Origin of the sequence: Streptomyces turgidiscabies Car8 (genome assembly GCF_000331005.1) — a bacterium.
Lineage (GTDB): Bacteria > Actinomycetota > Actinomycetes > Streptomycetales > Streptomycetaceae > Streptomyces > Streptomyces turgidiscabies.
Genome location: NZ_AEJB01000041.1, coordinates 21,409 through 38,751 on the forward strand (window position 1 = coordinate 21,409; position 17,343 = coordinate 38,751).

The following is a 17,343-nucleotide window of genomic DNA, read 5'->3' on the forward strand; positions in this document are numbered from 1 at the left end:
CCGGACCAGCCTCGCCCCGCCGACGCCCCGCACCTCAAGCTCGGCCACCGCCGACCCGCCTCCGAACCCCGCACGGCTCACCTCACCGCCGCTGCCGCGGTGACTCACGGGACTCGGCTACAGCGCCGGTCAAGGCACCCGCCGGCCGCGGCCACCGTATGCCGAACCCGCGCACGGGCGCCCCAGCTCCAACGGTGGTCACATGAAGGCACCAACGGCTCGCACCCGAGGCGCCGGCGGCGAAGACCCGCACAGCGCCCCAGCCACCTCCGCCCGTCCGGACGGGCCTCCCCCGTAGGCGCCCCCGGACGTCCAGCTCGGCCACCGCCCGCTCGGAGCCGAAGCCGGCGACGCGCTCCTTCTCAGCGCGGACGCGGCGGCGCCGTGCTCTGCCGTACGACCAGGCGCGTCGGCACCAGTGTCGTCCCGTGCTCCGTGGCGTCCTGCCGCATCTGCCGCAGCACGCCCTCCACGCACAACCGCCCCACCTCGGCGAAGTCCTGGTGGACGGTGGTCAGCGGTGGCAGGAAGGAGCCCGCCTCCGGGATGTCGTCGAAGCCGATCACACTGACGTCCTCGGGCACCCTGCGCCCCCTCTCGTGCAACGCCCGCAGCAGCCCCAGCGCCATCTGGTCGTTGGCCACGAACACCGCCGTGCAGTCGGGCAGACCGGCGATCCGCAGACCGGCGTGGTAGCCGGACTCCGCCGACCAGTCGCCGCGCACGAGGGGTGGTGCGATCCGGTCGGCCGCGAGGAGTTCGGCGCGCCAGGCGTCGGTGCGGCGCTGCGCCGCGTACGAGCCCTCGGGGCCCGCCAGATGCCAGACGGTGCGGTGCCCTAGGTCCAGGAGATGCCGTACGGCGGTGCGGGTGCCGCCGGCCTGGTCGGTGTCGACCACCGTGTAGCGGTCGCCCGCGTCGGAGTCGGCCACGACCACCTGGACGTGCGGCGGCATGGAGAGGGTCGACGCGTCGAGAAGGTGCACTTCGAGGATGACGATGACGGCGTCGACGGCGAGCTCACCGAGCCGCGAGAAGGCTCCGCGCACCTCGTCCTGCGTCGGCACGGCGACCGGCAGCAGGGTCACCGAGTACCCCTCCTGCGCCGCCGAGGTGGCGATCGCCTCCAGCGTTCGGACGTTGCCCGTGGTGGACAGGCCGAACGTTATGACGCCGATCGTGCGGAACTCGCCGCGCTTCAGGGCACGGGCGGCGCTGTTGGGCCGGTAGCCCAGCTCCTTCATGGCCTCCAGGACCTGCCGCCGTGTCTCCTCGTTCACACCCGGGAAGCCGTTCGACACCCGGGAGACGGTCTGCGAGGAGACTCCGGCGACCCGGGCGACGTCCGCCATGGAGGCGCTCTGTGTACGGCGGGCCGCCCGTTTCCTGGTGCGTGCGCGTGCCCGCGCCGGCTCCGCCGAGGTGCCGTCAGCTGTGTCCACCCGTCAACCCTCGCCCTCCGGTCCACAGTTGCGTCCTACGACCCTTGACCAGCGTCGGGGGAGCGGTGTAGACATGCCGCCATCAGATGTTTACGTAAACATAACAGCCGGTGGACCTCTCGTGGGGCTCCACGCAGCGGGATGTTTACGCAAACATCGGGGCGGCGGCGGACCAGCGCCGGTTCCGAGACGGACGAGCGAGGCACGACACAATGACAACCCTAGAACCGCCGGTGGCCGTGAAACGCGCCCCGGCCCGGCCCGCGGCGAAGAGGGACCGCCGCTCATGGACGGGATGGGGGTTCATAGGCCCGTTCGTGATGGTGTTCGCCCTCGTCTTCCTGGCACCCATCGGGTACTCGATCTACCTCAGCCTCTTCAGGGATCAGCTGATCGGCGGCACGAGTTTCGTAGGCCTGGACAACTACCAGCAGGCCCTGCAGGACGACCAGTTCTGGAACTCCCTGATACGGGTCTCGCTCTTCCTGGTCGTCCAGGTGCCGATCATGCTCGGCATCGCCCTGCTGATCGCTCTGGCCCTGGACAGCGGACGCCTCTACGGCAAGGACTTCTTCCGTATCGCGATCTTCCTGCCGTACGCGGTGCCCGCCGTGGTCGCCACCCTGATGTGGGGCTTCATGTACGGCACCAAGTACGGGCTGGTGGGTGACATCAACAGCGCGTTCGACGTCACCCTGCCGGACCCGCTCTCCACCGACCTGGTGCTGGCGTCGATCGGCAACATCGTCACGTGGGAGTTCATCGGCTACAACATGCTGATCTTCTACTCCGCGCTACGGGTCATCCCGCTCTCGCTCTACGAGGCCGCGGAGATCGACGGTGCCGGCCAGTTCCGCGTCATCACGGCCATCAAGCTCCCCGCCATCCGCGGTGCCCTCGTCATCGCGACGATCTTCTCGATCATCGGCAGCTTCCAGCTCTTCAACGAGCCGGCCATCCTGCGGCCGGTCGCGCGCAACGCCATCACGACCGACTTCACCCCGAACTTCTACACGTACTCGCTGTCCTTCAACGGCCAGCAGCACAACTACTCCGCGGCGGTCGCCATCATCATGGGGCTGATCACCATGGTCATCGCCTATGTCGTGCAGCTCCGCGGCATGCGCAAGGGAGCGTGAACATGAGCAGCTCCGTCACCACCAGCTCCCCGTCCGCATCCGCACCGTCCGGCGACGGTTCCACCACCACCGCGCCCCGGCTGCGCACCCGCCGGCAGAAGCACTCGCCGAGCCGCCCCAAGCGCAGCATCCTGCTGACCGTGCTCACCGGCCTGATCCTGGTCTACACGGTCGTGCCCCTGATCTGGCTGGTCATCAGCGCCACCAAGACCCAGGACGGGCTGGCCAGTTCGTCGGGACTCTGGTTCAGCGACAACTTCGCTCTCTGGAGCAACATCCACGACACGTTCACCTACCACGACGGCATCTTCGTCCGCTGGCTGCTGAACACCCTGCTCTACGTCGTCCTCGGCGCCGGCGGCGCCACCCTGCTGGCGATCCTCGGCGGCTACGCGCTGGCGAAGTTCACCTTCCCGGGCAAGCGCGCCGTGTTCGCCGTGGTCATCGGCGCGGTCGCGGTCCCGGGTACGGCCCTGGCGGTGCCCACCTTCCTGATGTTCAGCAAGATGGGCCTGACCGACACGCCGTGGGCGGTGATCATCCCGTCCCTCGTGTCGCCCTTCGGTCTGTATCTGATGTGGGTCTTCGCGACCGAGGCCATCCCCACCGAACTGATGGAGGCGGCCCGCATCGACGGAGCGGGCGAGGTGCGCACCTTCTTCCAGGTAGCCATGCCCCTGCTCGCCCCCGGCACCGTGACCGTTCTGCTGTTCACCACGGTGGCGACCTGGAACAACTACTTCCTGCCGCTGATCATGATCAAGGATCCGAACTGGTACCCGCTGACCCTGGGTCTGGACTCCTGGAACAACCAGGCCCAGACGATCGGCGGGGACGTCATCTTCAACCTGGTGATCACCGGTTCCCTGCTCACCATCATCCCGCTGATCGCCGCGTTCCTGCTGCTCCAGAAGTACTGGCAGTCCGGCCTCGCCGCCGGAAGTGTCAAGGAGTGATCCTCCCTCAGGCCCCACACCCCCCTCGGCTTCACCGCATTTCACCCTCACACGGCATTCACCCTCACCCTGTCCCACCCACTAAGAAGTGGAAGCATCTCGATGCGTAGAACCACCGGCCGCCTGATGCGCGGCATAACCCTGCTCTCCGTCCTCGCCCTCGGCGCGACCGCCTGCGGCGGCTCCGACGACGACAGCTCGGACCAGAAGGCCGTCTCCGCCGCGGACATCCAGGCGGCCCTCAAGAAGGGCGGCTCGGTCACGGTCTGGGCCTGGGAGCCCACGCTGAAGTCGGTCGTGGCCAACTTCGAGAAGAAGTACCCCAAGGTCAAGATCAACCTGGTCGGCGAGCGCTCGGGCGACAAGCACTACACCGCTCTGTCGAACGCCATCTCGGCCAAGAAGGGCGTCCCGGACGTCGCGCAGGTCGAGTACTTCGCGCTGAGCCAGTACTCGCTCACCAAGGGCCTGACCGACCTGGCTCCCTACGGTGCCGACAAGCTCAAGGCCAAGTACACGCCCGGCCCGTGGAACGCCGTGAGCGACGACGCCAAGGTCTACGGCCTGCCGATGGACTCGGGCCCGATGGCGATGTTCTACAACAAGAAGGTCTTCGACAAGTACAAGATCGCCGTCCCGACCACGTGGGACGAGTACGTCGACGCGGCCGCCAAGCTGCACAAGGCCGACCCCAAGGTCTACATCGCCAACGACGCCGGCGACGCGGGCTTCACCACCAGCATGCTGTGGCAGGCCGGTTCGCGCCCCTACAAGGTCGACGGCACCAAGGTGTCGGTCAACTTCGACGACGCGGGCGCCAAGAAGTACACCGCCACCTGGCAGAAGCTGATCGACCAGAAGCTCGTCTCGCCGATCAACGGCTGGACCGACGACTGGTACAAGGGCCTGGGCGACGGCACCATCGCCACCCTGACCACCGGCGCGTGGATGCCCGCCAACTTCGTCAGCGGTGTCCCGAAGGCCGCCGGTGACTGGCGCGCGGCCCCGATGCCGGCCTGGACCAAGGGCGACAAGGCCAGCGCGGAGAACGGCGGCAGCTCCCTCGCCCTGCCCGAGCTGGGCAAGAACAAGGAGCTCGCCTACGCGTTCGTCGAGTACGCGAACGCCGGTGACGGTGTGCAGACCCGTGTCGACGAGGGCGCCTTCCCGGCGACCACCGCTCAGCTCCAGGACCCGGCGTTCCTGAGCAAGAAGTTCGACTACTTCGACGGCCAGGAGGCCAACAAGATCTTCGCCGACTCGGCCGCCAACGTCGCGAGCGACTGGTCGTACCTGCCCTTCCAGCAGTACGCCAACTCGATCTTCAACGACACCGTCGGCAAGGCCTACGTCTCCAGCGAGAAGCTCTCCGCCGGTCTGAAGGCCTGGCAGGACGCCTCCGTGAAGTACGGCAAGGAGCAGGGCTTCACCGTCGAGAACTAGCAGTAGAGCAGCACTGGTTGAGCAGTATCGGCGGCGAATCGTCCGCCGAGCGTCAACAGCCGAGGAGCGGCCGGAAAAGCATCACCGCCGGCCGCTCCTCGTACCCCCCGGCTTTCCCCCTCCCCCTCCCCCGCGTCGAGCCGCTTCGCAGCGCCCCGGAAGGATCACCATGACCTCCGCCTCCCCGTCCCGTCTGCCGTACGGGCCGGACGGTGACTCCGCGCCCCGTCTCGCCTACGGCGCCGACTACAACCCCGAGCAGTGGCCTCGGGAGGTGTGGGAGGAGGACGTACGGCTGATGCGCGAGGCCGGCGTCAACATCGTCTCGGTGGGGATCTTCTCCTGGGCCCGTATCCAGCCCGACGCGGACTCCTGGGACTTCGGCTGGCTCGACGAGGTCATGGACCTGCTGCACGAGGGCGGGATCGGTGTCGACCTGGCCACCGCGACCGCGTCCCCGCCGCCGTGGCTGACCACAGCGCACCCGGAGATCCTCCCGGTGACCTCCACCGGCGAGACGGTCTGGCCCGGCGCGCGCCAGCACTGGCGCCCCACCTCCCCCGTGTTCCGCAGCCACGCGCTCGGTCTGGTCCGGAAGATGGCGGAACGTTACGCCGATCACCCGGCCCTCGTGGCCTGGCACATCTCGAACGAGCTGGGCTGCCACAACATCTACGACTTCTCGGACGACGCGGCCCACGCCTTCCGCGAGTGGCTGCGCGCCCGCTACACCACCCTCGACGCCCTCAACCACGCCTGGGGCACGGCGTTCTGGTCGCAGCGCTACAGCGACTGGGCGCAGATCCTGCCGCCCCGGCTGGCCGGCTCGCACCCGAACCCGACCCAGCAGCTGGACTTCAAGCGGTTCTCCTCGGACGCGCTGAAGGACTACCTGGTCGCGGAGCGCGACATCCTGCGCGAGTACACGCCCGAGGTCCCCATCACCACCAACTTCATGGTGATGGGCGGCACGAAGGGCATGAACTACCCCGACTGGGCGGGCGAGATCGACTTCGTCTCCAACGACCACTACGTCCACCCGGGCCCGCAGGACCGCGACGAGCTGTCGTTCTCCGCCAACCTGACCAGCGGTATCGCGAGCGGCCGTCCGTGGTTCCTGATGGAGCACTCCACCAGCGCGGTCAACTGGCAGCACGTCAACGTGGCCAAGCGCCCCGGTGAGCTGGCCCGTGACTCGCTGCTGCACGTCGCGCACGGCGCCGACGCCGTCTGTTTCTTCCAGTGGCGTCAGTCGGCGGCCGGCGCCGAGAAGTACCACTCCGCGATGGTGCCGCACGCCGGTGCCGACAGCGAGGTCTTCCGTGCGGTGGCCGCCCTCGGTCAGACCCTGAAGGACCTGGCGCCGATCGCGGGCTCCGAGCGCGAACCGGCCCGCGTCGGGATCGTGTTCGACTGGGACTCCTGGTGGGCGAGCGAGCAGGACTCGCACCCCACCGCCCTCCTCGACTACCGCCAGGAGGGGCTGAACTGGTACTCGGCGCTCCTCTCCCTCGGCATCCGCGCCGACGTCGTCACCACGCGCACCGAGTTCAGCCGCTACGACGTGCTGATCACCCCGGTCCTGCACATGGTCCCGGCGACGCTCGCCAAGGAGCTGACGCGGTACGCGGAGACCGGCGGCCATCTGATCACCACGTACTTCTCCGGTGTCGTCGACGAGAACGACCACATCTGGCTCGGCGGCTACCCGGGCGCCCTGCGTGAGGTCCTGGGCATCCGTGTCGAGGAGTTCGGCCCGCTGCTCGACGGTGAGTCGGTCGAGGTGGACGGCGGCGGTACGGGCACGGTGTGGACCGACCGGATCGACGTGACCGAGCCCGACGTCGAGGTCCTGGCCCACTACCGCTCGGGCGCCTACGCGGGCCGCCCGGCCGTCACCCGCCGTACGACGGGCGAGGGTTCGGCGTCGTACGTCTCCACACGCCTGGGCACCGACGGCCTCGCCGCGCTGCTGCCGGGGCTGCTCGCGCCGGCCGGTGTCGACAGCGAGCTGCCCGAACAGGCCCGTGGACGGGTCGAATTGACCGTACGACGGGGCGGCGGGAGCCGGTTCCTGTTCCTGGTCAACCGGAGCGACGAGGAGATCCCGCTGCCGGGCCTCGACGGAGAGCGGCTGACCGGTGGCACGGACGCCGACGGCGTTCTTGTCCTCGCCCCGAGGGAAGTCGCCGTACTGCGGCAGCCCGCCTCCTGAGCAGCGCCCCGGCACCACCCTGAACTCCCCTGATCCAAGGGGCACACCGTCGTGCCCCGTCCGTACGCACCCGCGTACGGTGCGGGCACGGCGGTCCACCGCAGCGACCACATCTGAGTTGGGAGCACACGTTGGCACGCCGTACCCGCACGCGACACCTTCTGGGAGTCGTCGGCATCACCGCCCTGGCCACTTCGGCCGCTCTGGTCAGCGCGCCGTCGCCGGACGCGCAGGCGGCGGCCGAGGCAGCCGCCCCGTCCGTCACCGTCACCCCCGATCCCTCGTACAAGCAGGAGAAGTTCGAGGGCTGGGGCACCAGTCTGGTCTGGTTCGCCAACGCGACCGGCAACTATCCTCCGGCGATCCGCGAGAAGCTCGCGAAGCTGCTGTTCGGTGACGACGGGCTGGCGCTGAACATCGCCCGCTACAACATCGGCGGCGGCAACGCCCCCGACGTGAAGGACTACCTGCGGGCCGGCGGGGCCGTCGAGGGCTGGTGGAAGGCGCCCGCGGGCACCACCCGCACGGACACCGACTGGTGGAGCGCCGACGACGCGGCCGACTGGAACCCGAAGGCGGACAAGACCCAGCGCTGGTGGGTGGACCGCATCAAGAAGGACATCACCCACTGGGAGACGTTCAGCAACTCGCCGCCCTGGTTCATGACGGAGAGCGGCTATGTCTCCGGCGGTTTCAACGCCAACACCGACCAGCTGAAGGCCGACTCGGTCGACGACTTCGCCGCCTACATGGCGGGGGCGACGAAGCGGCTGGAGAAGGCCGAGGGCATCAAGGTCGACACCGTCGACCCGTTCAACGAGCCCAACACCGGCTACTGGGGCACCAAGCTGGGCGCGGACGGCCAGCCCGTCGGCGGCCGTCAGGAGGGCGCCCACATCGGCCCGGCGCTCCAGGAGAAGGTGCTCGCCGCGCTTGCCCCCGCCCTCAAGAAGGCGAAGGTCAAGTCCGAGATCTCGGCGATGGACGAGACCAACCCGTCCATCTTCGCGAACAACTGGAACTCCTACTCGCAAGGGTCCAAGGACCTCGTCGACCAGATGAACGTCCACACCTACGGCACCGGTCAGCGCACCACCGTGCGTGACCTCGCCAAGGCCGCCGACAAGCCGCTGTGGATGAGCGAGGTCGAGGGCGACTGGGGCGACGGGCAGAGTTTCACGGACATGCGTCCGGGTCTCGGCCTCGCCCAGCAGATCGTCAACGACCTGCGTGAACTGGAGCCCCAGGCCTGGGTGTTCTGGCAGCCGGTCGAGGACTACGACAACATGAAGCCCGGCGGCGAGTCCGCCAAGGGCGGCAACTGGGGCAGCATCCAGCTCTCGTTCAGCTGCAAGTCGACGGACACCCTGGCGTCCTGCCCGATCTACACGAACACCAAGTTCGACACCGCCCGTAACTTCACGCACTTCATCAAGCCGGGCGACAGGCTGATCAAGGTGGACGACACCTCCAGCGCCGCCGCCGTGACCAAGGACGGCAAGGGCGCCTCGCTCGTCCACGTCAACTCCACCACCGCGGCCCGTGACGTCACCATCGACCTCTCCAAGTTCCGCACAATCAAGGGCAACGCGACCGTCACGCCGACCGTGACCAGCGCCGACGGCAAGCTCAAGCAGCAGGCCCCGGTCAAGGTCGTCGACGGCAAGGCCACGTACACCGTCCCCGCCCAGTCGGTGACCTCCTTCGCCGTCAAGGGTGTCTCGGGTGTCGCGAAGAACGCCGGTCTGTTCAGCAAGGGCCACTCCTACACGCTGACCGGCGTGCAGAGCGGCAAGGCCGTGACCGTCGCCGCCAACGGCAAGAGCCTGGTCATCGGCTCCGCCAACGGCACCGTCGCGCAGAACTGGCAGCTCGACGCCCGGCACGGCGACAAGGGCGCCCGCCAGCGGTACGTCTTCGCCAACCCGGCCGAGGGCAAGCGCCTGGCCGTCCGCGACAACGTCCCCGTGGTCGAGCCCGACACGGGCAAGCGGGATCCGGCCACCGAGTGGATCATGTCGACCACCGGTGACCAGACGTGGACGCTGATCAACGTGGCCACCGGCCGCCTCCTGGAGGTCGGCGGGCAGGCGACCAACGAGGGTGCCGCCGTCACCACCTGGATGGCCAACTCCGGCTCGAACCAGCGCTGGCGGGTCACGGATGTGACCGACAAGAGCTGACCCGGCAGTTCGTCCCCGAAGGCCGCCTCCGCGTGAACCGATCCAGGCTCACGCGGAGGCGGCCTTCGCCGTGCCCGACCGGACCGCCCGCAACCCTCTCGCAACGTCCCGCACGGTCCACTGGGGCGGTGAAGATGCCCGAGGAGAGCCCGCGCGTCGAACTGACCCCGGCCGCCGCCGAACTGCTGCGGCGACTGCACGCGACGCACGGCCCGCTGATGTTCCACCAGTCAGGCGGCTGCTGCGACGGGAGCGCGCCCATGTGCTTCCCGGCGGGCGAGTTCCGGACCGGCGGCTCCGACGTACTGCTCGCCGAACTGGTGGTCGAGGGTGTCCCCGAACCGGTGACGTTCTGGATGTCGCGCAGCCAGTACGAGGTGTGGAGCCACACCCGGTTGATCGTGGACGTCGTACCCGGCCGGGGCAGCGGTTTCTCCTTGGAGGCCCCCGAAGGAGTGCGCTTCCTGATCCGCTCCAGAGTGGTCAATTCATAGCCTCGCGCGCGCCCCCGCGCGGCTCATCGTCACCTGTCGCGCTCCCCTTGCGCCCTGCCACAGTTGACGGGACTTCAGGGGGTCTGAATGCGTGGCAGCGGACGGTTCAGAACGGGCAGAACACCAGTCTCGGTAGTCGCGGTACTCGGAATGCTGGCCGGCGCGGCCCTGACAGGGGCGGCACCGGCCAGCGGCGCGCCGAGAGCCGCCCAGGTCGCGCCGGGCGTGCGCTACGCCCAGTTCGACATCGTGGCGGCCAGGGGGGTGACCCACGCCCATCTGCTGAGCGTCGACCTCGGCAACGCGCGGGTGCGGGTCAACCTGCTGTACGCGGGAGCGGTGGCGGCACGGGCCGCCGTCTCCAGGATGGCCGACGCCAAGGGGGCCGTGGCGGGCGTCAACGGCGACTTCTTCAACATCAGCGAGGTCCAGCATCCCGGGGTAGCCGCCACGGGCGCGTCCGTGGGCCCGGCGATCGCGAGCGGCGTGGTGCTGAAGTCGGCGGTGCCGAACGGTCAGCGCTTCGGCCCCTCGATGCCGCCCGGCGTCACCACCAGGGCCGTCCTCGGCGTGGGGACCGACAGAAGGGCCCGGCTGGACAACCTCGCCCTGTCAGGCAGTATCGGCACGCCCGTGGGACGGTTCACGCTCGGCGGGCTCAACCAGTACGCGCTGCCGGTGGGTTCCATCGGCGCGTTCACCCCGGCCTGGGGCGGTGTCTCCCGGGCGCGGGCGGTGTGCGGCACGGACACGGACCGGGCAGCGCCGTGCGGTACGGACACCTACGAGGTGACGGTGCGGCGCGGCAGGGTCGTACGGACGGCGAACTCGCCCGGCGGCGGAGTCATCGCCGCCAACACCACGGTCCTGGTGGGCCGGGAGGCGGGCGCGCGGCAGCTGCGGAAGCTGTCCGTCGGCGCGTCGGTCACGGTCAGGAGCCGTCTCGTGGCGGCCACGAGCCGCATCCCGTACCGCTTCGCTCTCGGCGGCTACCCGGTGTTGAAGGGCGGCCGGGCGCTGGCCGGCCTCGACGACAACACCGCCGCCGTACGCACCGCCGCGGGCATCGCGAACGGGGGGCGCAGGCTCCTGCTGCTCGCGGTGGACGGTGCGCCCCAGTACCGCAGCGGGCTGACGGTCGCCGAAGTCGCCGCCGCCATGCGGAAGTTGGGTTCGGTCGACGCCTTCAACCTGGACGGCGGCGGCTCCACGACCTTCGTCAGCAGAGCGCCGGGAGCGAGCAGGGTCACCGTACGCAACCATCCGACCGGCGGCGCCGAGCGGCCCGTCCCGAACGCCATCGGGGTCTTCATGACGTCCTGAGACCCTGGAGGCCCTGCCGTCAGGGCTTCAGGCTGCTCACGATGTCCGCCGTCGCCGTGAGCCCGCTGTGGATGGTCGGCGCCACGCTGGTGCTCGCCAGATAGAAGCCGAGCAGCACGCAGACCACGGCGTGGGTGGGCTTCAGCGCGCCGTTGCGCAGGAAGACCACCGCCAGGATCAGGAGCAGCACCACCACAGAGATGGAAATGGCCATCGTCAAACCTCCTCCGCCACGCCCACTTCGCGGCTTTCGGCCGCAAGTGTGGCGTAGCGGAGGGTTCGTCCGTGCGGCTGACATGCCCGCCGAACGTGTGGTCTCTCGCTACTTCCCGGTGTAGATCAGGGGGCGCGCAGGTCCACCAGTTCGGCCAGCGCCGCCCGGTGGGCGCCCGCCGTGCCGTACGCGATGGAGTCGGCCTTCGCCCGCTTCAGGTACAGGTGGACCGGGTGTTCCCAGGTCATGCCGATCCCGCCGTGCAGCTGCAGCGCCTCCTCGGCCGCGTGGACGGCGACGGGGGCCGCGTAGGCCTGGGCGACGGCGACAGCCACGTCGGCGTCGTCGCCGTTCGCCAGGGCGTCTGCCGCGTTCCGGGCGGCGGCGCGCAGGTTGACGACCTCCAGCCACAGCTGGGCGAGCCGGTGCTTGAGCGCCTGGAAGCCACCGACGGGCCGGTTGAACTGCTTGCGCTCCTTGAGATAGCGGACCGTCTCGGTCAACGTCCATTCGGCGAGGCCGAGTTGCTCGGAGGCGAGCAGTCCGGCGCCGGCCCGCAGCGCCCGGCGTACGGCGGGTTCGGCGTCGCCGAGAAGGCGGCCCGGCGCCCCGTCCAGGACAACTTTCGCCACCGGCCGGGTCAGATCGAGGGACACCTGCGGGGTGACGGTGACCGCGGCTGCGTCCACCGCGTACAGGCCGCCGTCGTCGGCGGGCACCAGCAGCACGTCGGCGACGGACGCGTCCGCGATGCCGGTCAGCTCCCCGTGCAGGCCGCCGTCCTCGAACCGTACGACGTTGTAGGCGCTCCCGGCGGGAACGCTCAGCGAGACCGCGAGGGTGCCGATCGTGGTCCCGGACGCCAACCGGGCCAGCAGGTCGTCGGCGCCGCACTCCAGCAGCGCCTCGGTGGCGACGACGGCACTGGTCAGATAGGGGACGGGTGCGACCGCGCGCCCCAACTCCTCCAGGACGACGGCGACTTCCCGGTGCGTGGCGCCCTGACCGTCCAGCTCCTCGGGGACGAGCAGGCCGGCGAGGCCCATTCCTTCGGTGAGGGCCTTCCAGAGCGGGATGTCGTGCGGGGTGTCCGTCTCGACGCGCGCGATCACGCCGGCCGCGTCGCAGTGGTCGGCGAGCAGGTCGCGGACGGCCTCGCGGAGGGCGTTCTCCTCCTCCGAGTACAACAGGTCGGGCTGTGTGCTCATCGGGCGAGGTCCTTCCAGGCGACGTCCTTGTCGGTGCGCGGTTCGCTGGGCAGGCCCAGGACCCGTTCGGCGACGATGTTCAGCAGGACCTCGCTGGTCCCGCCCTCGATGCTGTTGCCCTTGGAGCGGAGGTAGCGGTAGCCGGCGTCACGGCCGACGAAGTCCACCAGCTCGGGCCGGCGCATGGTCCAGTCCTCGTACAACAGGCCTTCCTCGCCGAGGAGTTCGACCTCCAGGCCGCTGATCTCCTGGTTGAGGCGGGCGAAGGAGAGCTTCAGGCCGGATCCCTCCGGGCCGGGCTGTCCGGCGACGAGCTGCTGGCGTGTGCGCTCGCCCGTGAGCCGGGCGACCTCCGCCTCCACCCACAGCTTCAGGAGCCGCTGGTGCAGATCGTGGGTGCGCAGGTCCGGGCGTTCGCGCCAGGTCTCGGCGACGGGCCCGATCATGCCGCCCTCGCGCGGGATGCGCATACCGCCGATGGCCACGCGCTCGTTGTTCAGCGTGGTCTGCGCGACCCGCCAGCCGTCGCCGACCTCGCCGAGGCGATGGGCGTCAGGGATGCGGACGTCGGTCAGGAACACCTCGTTGAACTCGGCCTCGCCGGTGACCTGCCGCAACGGCCGGACCTCGACACCGGGGTCGGTCATGTCGCAGAGGAAGTAGGTGATGCCCTTGTGCTTGGGCAGGTCCGGGTCGGTACGGGCGATGAGGATGGCCCACCGGGCGAGATGGGCGCTGGACGTCCACACCTTCTGCCCGTTGACGATCCAGTCGCCCCCGTCCGACCGGACGGCGCGAGTACCCAGCGCGGCCAGGTCGGACCCGGCCCCCGGCTCGCTGAAGAGCTGGCACCAGACCTCCTCGCCGGTCCACAGCGGCCGGAGGAACTTCCGCTTCTGCTCCTCCGTGCCGAAGCCGAGGATGGTCGGTGCGGCCATTCCCAGACCGATGCCGATACGCCGGGGGTCGTTGTCGGGAGCCCCCGCCGCCTGCAACTCGGCGTCCACGACGGCCTGGAGGGAGCGCGGCGCGCCAAGACCGCCCAGCCCTTCCGGGTAGTGCACCCAGGCGAGCCCGGCGTCGAAGCGGGCCTTGAGGAAGTCGAGCCGGTCGGTGTCGGCCGGCGGATGCGCGGCCAGCAACTCCCTTGTCAGTCGGGTGAGTTCAGCTGCGTCGGTCATGCGGCGGCTCCGTTCTCCAGCGAGGGCAGCACCGCGACCCGGCCGGTGGTGACACCGTCGGCGACGCGCTGCACGGCGGCTGCGGCACCGACCAGCGGTACGCGCTCGCTCACCAGCGGTTTGATCGCGCCCCGGGCCGCCAGCTCGGTGAGCTGCTCGTGGCAGTGCTGGACCAGTTTCGGGTTCTTGGTGTTGTACAGACCCCAGTGCAGGCCCAGGATCGAGTAGTTCTTCACGAGGGCGTGGTTGAGCCCGGGGCTGGGAATGGTTCCGCTCGCGAAGCCGACGACCACGATCCGCCCCTCGAAGGCGACGACCTTCGTGGACTGGGTGTAGGCCTCCCCGCCGACGGGGTCGTAGACCACGTCGACACCGCGCCCTCCGGTGGCTTCCTTCACCGCCCCGACGACGTTCTCCGTGCGCCGGTCGATGACGACGTCGCAGCCCAACTCCCGCGCCACGGAAACCTTCTCGGCCCCGCCGACGACGCCGATGACGGTGGCTCCGGCGGCCTTCCCGAGCTGTACGGCGGCGCTGCCGACCCCGCCCGCGGCGGCGTGCACGAGCAGCGTCTCGCCGGCCTCCAGGGCGGCCCGCCGGTGCAGTCCGAACCAGCCCGTCTGGTAGCCGATGAGCAGGGCGGCGGCCTCGGCGTCGTCCAGCGACTCGGGGGCCGTGAACAGCCCACGGGAGTCCGCCACCACGTACTCGGCGAAACCGCCGTACGGCAGCACCGGGTTCCCGATCACCCTGCGGCCGTCCTCGGTCTCGCCGCAGATCTCCACCCCGGGGGTGAACGGCAGCGGCGGCCTGACCTGGTACTCCCCGCGGCACATCAGGACGTCCGGGAAGTTGATGGTCGCGGCACGCACCTTCAGCAGCACCTGGCCCTCGGCGGGCACCGGCCGCTCCACCTCGCCGAGGACCATCGCCTCGCTCGGCTCGCCGTTCTGGTGCACTTGCCATGCCTGCATGGGGGGCCTCCACGGGACTGCGCTCGTCTTGTTCGACTGACCGGGCTCGACCGCATACTAAGCGGTCGCTTGCAGATCAGGGAACCGTCGGGGGCCGGTCCAAGGCAGTCGCGTTCGTCACGACGGCGCACCCTTCGGACGGGTGGGGCGCGCCCGTACGTGCATCCGCTCCCCCTGCGGCCCGAACAGGCTGAGGAACTCCGCCGGCCCCTCCCCCGCCGCCCCGAACCAGTGCGGCACACGGGTGTCGAACTCGGCGGCCTCCCCCGGCCCGAGCACCACGTCGTGCTCCCCGAGCACGAGCCGCAGCCGCCCCGACAGGACGTACACCCACTCGTACCCCTCGTGCGTACGCGGGTCGGGCTCCTCGTCGATCACCGGCAGGATCACCTTGAACGCCTGGAGGCCGCCCGGCTGCCGGGTGAGCGGGATGTACGTCCGCCCGTGCCGCACGATCGGCTTGGCCCGCACCCGGGGATCGCCGACGGGCGGGGCCCCGACCAGCTCGTCCAGTGCGACGCGATGCGCCCGCGCGATGGGCAGCAACAGCTCCAGACTGGGGCGCCGCAGCCCTGCCTCCAGCCGCGACAGCGTACTGACGGAGATCCCGGTCGTGGCCGACAGGCCCGCGAGCGTCGCACCCCGCTCCTTGCGGATCCGCCGCAGCCGGGGCCCCACCTCGGCGAGGACCTGGTCGGTGGGAAGGTCGACGTTCTTGGCATCCATGCCGTCATTGCAGTTTCGGCAAAGAGCTTTGTCAATGTGGCAGCCCGGGAGCGACGCTCGCGGTGGAGGTGGTCACCATGACCGAGCAGTACGAGGCCGACACGGCCGACCTGGCCGACACGTACGAGGTTGTCGTCGTCGGAGGCGGCGCGGCCGGGCTGTCGGCCGCGCTGGTCCTCGGCCGGGCCCGTTGCCGCACGCTGGTCGTCGACGCGGGCGAGCCGCGCAACGCACCGGCGGCACACATGCAGGGCTATCTGTCCCGCGACGGCATGTCGCCGGCCGAGTTCCTGGCGGCGGGGCGCGAGGAGATCGCACGGTACGGGGTGGAGCTGGTCGTGGACCGGGTGGTGGACGTCACCAAGGGCCAGGACTTCACGCTGACACTGGCGAGCGGGGACCGTTCGGTACGTGCCCGGCGGCTCGTCGTCGCGACGGGGCTGCGGGACGAACTGCCCGCCGTGCCGGGCGTCGCCGAGCACTTCGGGCGGGACGTACTGCACTGTCCGTTCTGCCACGGCTGGGAGGTACGGGACCGGGCGTTCGGCGTGCTGGCCTCGACTCCGGCGAGCGTGCACCAGGCGGTGCTGGTCGCCCGGTGGTCGAAGGACGTGACGCTGTTCCTGCACACGGTCGCCGAGGACGAGCTCACCGACGAGGATCTGCGCAGGCTGGCAGGGGCAGGGGTGGCGGTCGTCCCCGGCGAGGTCGAGTGCCTGACGACGGACTCCGGGCGTGTCACGGGCGTACGCCTTGAAAACGGCACGACGCATGCCCGCGAGACGGTGTTCGTCGCTCCCCGGCCCGTCCCGGGCAACGCCCTGTTCGAAAATCTGGGCGCCGAGCTGACGGAAACGCCGTTCGGTTCGTACCCGACGGTGGACGCGACGGGCCTGACGACCGTGCCAGGGGTCTGGGCGGCGGGGAACGCGATCGGCTTCGGCGAGCAGGTGATCCACGCGGCGAGCGGCGGCTACCGCGCGGCCACGGCGATCGTGGCGGACCTGGTGTTCTCGGAGACGCCGCCCGGCGAGTGAGGGCGGGGGTGCGATCCGAACCCTCTGCCACCGTCTGCTTTCAGGAACAGCGTGGTTGGTCAAGAGGCGGTCGGCGGGGCGACGACCAGCTCGGTGTCCTGGGCGTGGCCAGTCTGCGGCGGGCCGGCGACGATCATGGTGGCTCGGGCCCACGGCTGTTCTCGCAGCATGAACGGCAGTTCCTCCCGCAGCCAGTTCGCCACATGCTCCTGCTGCTCGGGGGAGACACCGTCGCGGACGGCCAAAGCGTGCTCCTGCTCGGCGAGGTCGCCCTGGATCCACACCGAGGCGTCCAGCCACGGCGCGAGCTCTTCGCGGATGACGCCGGTGCCCTCGATCCAGACGAAGTCGGCACCGGCGGGGACGGTGATCGATCCGGGCCGGTCGTGGGTGGTCCAGGCAGCGGGGCGGAAGTCCACCGCCGCACCCCGGTGGAGGGGTCGCAGGATGTGCTCGACGAGCACGGCGCCCCAGTCGAAGTAGGCGTGGTGCCAGGCGACGTCGTCGGTGTGCACGACGGCGGAGCCGGGCACCGCCTCGCGCAGCCGCTCGGCCAGGGTCGTCTTGCCGGCGCCGCCCCGGCCGTCGATCCCGATCACCCTCGGACGTCCGGTGACGTCGGGCGACGCGTCGCGCAGATGCCGGACGGCGTCGAGCACGGTCATCGCCCGTCGGCCGACGGCTTCGGTCTCGCCTGGACGCAGACGCATCGACACCCTGACTCCGCGGGTGAGGACACGGGTCCGGCGTCGCCCAACGGTCCTCCGGTCGTCCGACCCTATCGACGTCCCGCGTCGGGAAGCCATAC

The 17,343-nt window shown here is 70.1% G+C and carries 15 protein-coding genes; 8 read left to right on the plus strand and 7 right to left on the minus strand.

Annotated elements, in window-relative coordinates:
* Nucleotides 1-362: 362 nt before the first annotated feature.
* The gene (locus tag STRTUCAR8_RS02970; RefSeq protein ID WP_044471536.1) at nt 363-1,442 is read right to left on the minus strand and encodes a LacI family DNA-binding transcriptional regulator; all 1,080 of its coding nucleotides are present in this window, start codon (nt 1,440-1,442) and stop codon (nt 363-365) included.
* 212 nt (nt 1,443-1,654) lie between these two features.
* Here STRTUCAR8_RS02970 and STRTUCAR8_RS02975 point away from each other — a divergent pair, with 212 nt between their 5' ends.
* The 7 genes from STRTUCAR8_RS02975 (at nt 1,655) to STRTUCAR8_RS03005 (ending at nt 11,195) form a co-directional block, all read left to right on the plus strand.
* On the plus strand, nt 1,655-2,581 hold the full coding sequence (locus tag STRTUCAR8_RS02975) for a carbohydrate ABC transporter permease (RefSeq protein WP_044471537.1): 927 nt from the start codon (nt 1,655-1,657) through the stop codon (nt 2,579-2,581).
* A 2-nt stretch (nt 2,582-2,583) separates the two neighbouring features.
* Complete coding sequence (locus tag STRTUCAR8_RS02980; protein ID WP_006373908.1) at nt 2,584-3,537, plus strand: carbohydrate ABC transporter permease; 954 nt, start codon at nt 2,584-2,586, stop codon at nt 3,535-3,537.
* A gap of 102 nt (nt 3,538-3,639) precedes the next feature.
* Nucleotides 3,640-4,980 (plus strand): ABC transporter substrate-binding protein, encoded by a 1,341-nt coding sequence (locus tag STRTUCAR8_RS02985; RefSeq protein ID WP_006373914.1) that lies wholly within the window; start codon nt 3,640-3,642, stop codon nt 4,978-4,980.
* A gap of 169 nt (nt 4,981-5,149) precedes the next feature.
* Nucleotides 5,150-7,195, plus strand: a complete 2,046-nt coding sequence (locus tag STRTUCAR8_RS02990; RefSeq protein WP_006373933.1) for a beta-galactosidase — start codon at nt 5,150-5,152, stop codon at nt 7,193-7,195.
* 131 nt (nt 7,196-7,326) lie between these two features.
* On the plus strand, nt 7,327-9,378 hold the full coding sequence (locus STRTUCAR8_RS02995; protein ID WP_006373955.1) for an RICIN domain-containing protein: 2,052 nt from the start codon (nt 7,327-7,329) through the stop codon (nt 9,376-9,378).
* A gap of 134 nt (nt 9,379-9,512) precedes the next feature.
* On the plus strand, nt 9,513-9,872 hold the full coding sequence (locus STRTUCAR8_RS03000) for a DUF779 domain-containing protein (RefSeq protein WP_044471544.1): 360 nt from the start codon (nt 9,513-9,515) through the stop codon (nt 9,870-9,872).
* A gap of 150 nt (nt 9,873-10,022) precedes the next feature.
* Entirely contained in the window at nt 10,023-11,195 is a 1,173-nt protein-coding gene (locus STRTUCAR8_RS03005; RefSeq protein WP_044471538.1) for a phosphodiester glycosidase family protein, read from the plus strand.
* A gap of 19 nt (nt 11,196-11,214) precedes the next feature.
* Here the strand turns inward: STRTUCAR8_RS03005 and STRTUCAR8_RS03010 are convergent, their stop codons facing one another.
* From STRTUCAR8_RS03010 to STRTUCAR8_RS03030, 5 genes are all read right to left on the minus strand, one after another.
* The gene (locus STRTUCAR8_RS03010; RefSeq protein WP_006373947.1) at nt 11,215-11,409 is read right to left on the minus strand and encodes a hypothetical protein; all 195 of its coding nucleotides are present in this window, start codon (nt 11,407-11,409) and stop codon (nt 11,215-11,217) included.
* Between the two features lie 125 nt (nt 11,410-11,534).
* Nucleotides 11,535-12,617 carry an acyl-CoA dehydrogenase family protein gene (locus tag STRTUCAR8_RS03015; protein ID WP_006373943.1) on the minus strand — a complete coding sequence of 361 codons (1,083 nt, stop codon included), beginning with the start codon at nt 12,615-12,617 and terminating at the stop codon, nt 11,535-11,537.
* On the minus strand, nt 12,614-13,798 hold the full coding sequence (locus tag STRTUCAR8_RS03020) for an acyl-CoA dehydrogenase family protein (RefSeq protein ID WP_006373938.1): 1,185 nt from the start codon (nt 13,796-13,798) through the stop codon (nt 12,614-12,616). Before STRTUCAR8_RS03020 ends, STRTUCAR8_RS03015 begins: the two co-directional genes overlap by 4 nt.
* Entirely contained in the window at nt 13,795-14,772 is a 978-nt protein-coding gene (locus STRTUCAR8_RS03025) for an NADPH:quinone oxidoreductase family protein (protein WP_006373921.1), read from the minus strand. Before STRTUCAR8_RS03025 ends, STRTUCAR8_RS03020 begins: the two co-directional genes overlap by 4 nt.
* A 117-nt stretch (nt 14,773-14,889) precedes the next feature.
* Entirely contained in the window at nt 14,890-15,498 is a 609-nt protein-coding gene (locus tag STRTUCAR8_RS03030; protein ID WP_006373905.1) for a helix-turn-helix domain-containing protein, read from the minus strand.
* Between the two features lie 62 nt (nt 15,499-15,560).
* Here STRTUCAR8_RS03030 and STRTUCAR8_RS03035 point away from each other — a divergent pair, with 62 nt between their 5' ends.
* Nucleotides 15,561-16,535 carry an NAD(P)/FAD-dependent oxidoreductase gene (locus tag STRTUCAR8_RS03035; protein ID WP_006373917.1) on the plus strand — a complete coding sequence of 325 codons (975 nt, stop codon included), beginning with the start codon at nt 15,561-15,563 and terminating at the stop codon, nt 16,533-16,535.
* 59 nt (nt 16,536-16,594) lie between these two features.
* Here STRTUCAR8_RS03035 and STRTUCAR8_RS03040 read toward each other — a convergent pair whose 3' ends face one another.
* Entirely contained in the window at nt 16,595-17,245 is a 651-nt protein-coding gene (locus tag STRTUCAR8_RS03040; protein ID WP_048818701.1) for a uridine kinase family protein, read from the minus strand.
* Nucleotides 17,246-17,343 lie beyond the last annotated feature (98 nt).

Bases quoted from the DNA above. Each gene is read 5' to 3' on its own strand.
- STRTUCAR8_RS02975 (WP_044471537.1), top strand. From the start codon at position 1,655: ATGACAACCCTAGAACCGCCGGTGGCCGTGAAACGCGCCCCGGCCCGG.
- STRTUCAR8_RS02980 (WP_006373908.1), top strand. From the start codon at position 2,584: ATGAGCAGCTCCGTCACCACCAGCTCCCCGTCCGCATCCGCACCGTCC.
- STRTUCAR8_RS02985 (WP_006373914.1), top strand. From the start codon at position 3,640: ATGCGTAGAACCACCGGCCGCCTGATGCGCGGCATAACCCTGCTCTCC.
- STRTUCAR8_RS02990 (WP_006373933.1), top strand. From the start codon at position 5,150: ATGACCTCCGCCTCCCCGTCCCGTCTGCCGTACGGGCCGGACGGTGAC.
- STRTUCAR8_RS03000 (WP_044471544.1), top strand. From the start codon at position 9,513: ATGCCCGAGGAGAGCCCGCGCGTCGAACTGACCCCGGCCGCCGCCGAA.
- STRTUCAR8_RS03005 (WP_044471538.1), top strand. From the start codon at position 10,023: ATGCTGGCCGGCGCGGCCCTGACAGGGGCGGCACCGGCCAGCGGCGCG.
- STRTUCAR8_RS03010 (WP_006373947.1), bottom strand. From the start codon at position 11,409: ATGGCCATTTCCATCTCTGTGGTGGTGCTGCTCCTGATCCTGGCGGTG.
- STRTUCAR8_RS03015 (WP_006373943.1), bottom strand. From the start codon at position 12,617: ATGAGCACACAGCCCGACCTGTTGTACTCGGAGGAGGAGAACGCCCTC.
- STRTUCAR8_RS03020 (WP_006373938.1), bottom strand. From the start codon at position 13,798: ATGACCGACGCAGCTGAACTCACCCGACTGACAAGGGAGTTGCTGGCC.
- STRTUCAR8_RS03025 (WP_006373921.1), bottom strand. From the start codon at position 14,772: ATGCAGGCATGGCAAGTGCACCAGAACGGCGAGCCGAGCGAGGCGATG.
- STRTUCAR8_RS03030 (WP_006373905.1), bottom strand. From the start codon at position 15,498: ATGGATGCCAAGAACGTCGACCTTCCCACCGACCAGGTCCTCGCCGAG.
- STRTUCAR8_RS03040 (WP_048818701.1), bottom strand. From the start codon at position 17,245: ATGCGTCTGCGTCCAGGCGAGACCGAAGCCGTCGGCCGACGGGCGATG.